This is a genomic window from Paenibacillus sp. CMM36, assembly GCF_053570945.1.
Genome location: NZ_JBSEDY010000059.1, coordinates 1 through 1,239 on the forward strand (window position 1 = coordinate 1; position 1,239 = coordinate 1,239).

Below are 1,239 nucleotides of genomic sequence, written 5' to 3' on the forward strand. Positions count from 1 at the left end.
CGCTGCTGCGGGTAGGCTTGGTGGATCTGGGTGTCCAAGGAGTAGAGCAAGAATCCCAGCATTTACTCATGCTCGACATGCACCATATCGTTTCGGATGGCGTGTCGATGGAGGTACTGACCGATGAATTTGTCCGCTTGTATGGCGGTGAAGAACTGTCGCCATTGCGGATTCAGTACAAAGACTATGCCGTATGGCAGCAAAGCGAAACCCATCAGGAGTGGATGCAGCGTCAGGAAGCGTACTGGCTGGGCACCTTCCGGGGCGGAGTGCCTGTACTGGATCTGTCAACCGACTTTGCCCGTCCGGCGGTGCAGAGTACGGCAGGGGATACGATCGAATTTGCATTGGAGCGTGAGGTTAGTGAACGCCTGAAAGAACTGGCTTCGCAAACAGGCGCTACCCTATACATGGTGCTGCTGGCGGCGTACACTACGCTCTTGCACAAATACACGGGCCAAGAGGACATTGTCGTCGGCACGCCGATTGCAGGACGACCGCATGCGGAGCTCAGTAATCTGGTGGGTGTCTTCATTAACACGCTGGCGATTCGCAATTATCCGTCCAGCGACAAAACGTTCCTGGATTATCTGCAAGAGGTGAAGGAGCATGCGCTCAGTGCTTATGAGCATCAAGACTATCCTTTTGAAGAACTGGTTGAACAGCTGAATTTGACGCGGGATACGAGCCGAAATGCGCTGTTTGACACGATGTTTGAGTTGAAAACCTTGGAGCAACAGGAGTTACTGCTGGAAGGTTTGACCTTGAGCTCCTATCCACTGGAAAATCATACGGCCAAGTTTGATCTGACTTTAGATGCAGTGGAGCAGCCAGAAGGCATTCTGTGCAGTCTGGAATACAGCACGGCGCTGTACAAGCCTGAGACCATTGCGCGATTGGCACAGCATTTTACCGAACTCGTACGTGCAATTACACTGCATCCGCAGCAGCCGCTGGCAGTTTTGGATATGGTACCTGCCGAGGAAAAAGCACAGATCATCTATGGATTTGGAGATGTAGGAGTATCGGATGTTGCTGCTGAAGCAGGAGCCTTATTCCATACCTTTGTGGAAGAACAGGCACAGCTTGTGCCGGATCACGTGGCAGTGGTGTACGAGGAGGAGCAGCTCACTTACCGGAAACTGAACGAGCGCGCGAACCAATTGGCGCGGAGATTGCGGAATGAAGGCGTTGGACGCGAGTCGATTGTCGGCATTTTGAGTGAACGCTCGGTAGACA

At 52.8% G+C, this 1,239-nt stretch carries 1 protein-coding gene; it reads left to right on the plus strand.

The window, feature by feature from the left end:
- A partial coding sequence (locus ACWA2B_RS27825) for a condensation domain-containing protein (RefSeq protein ID WP_449292874.1) occupies positions 1-1,239 on the plus strand: 1,239 nt, incomplete at both ends.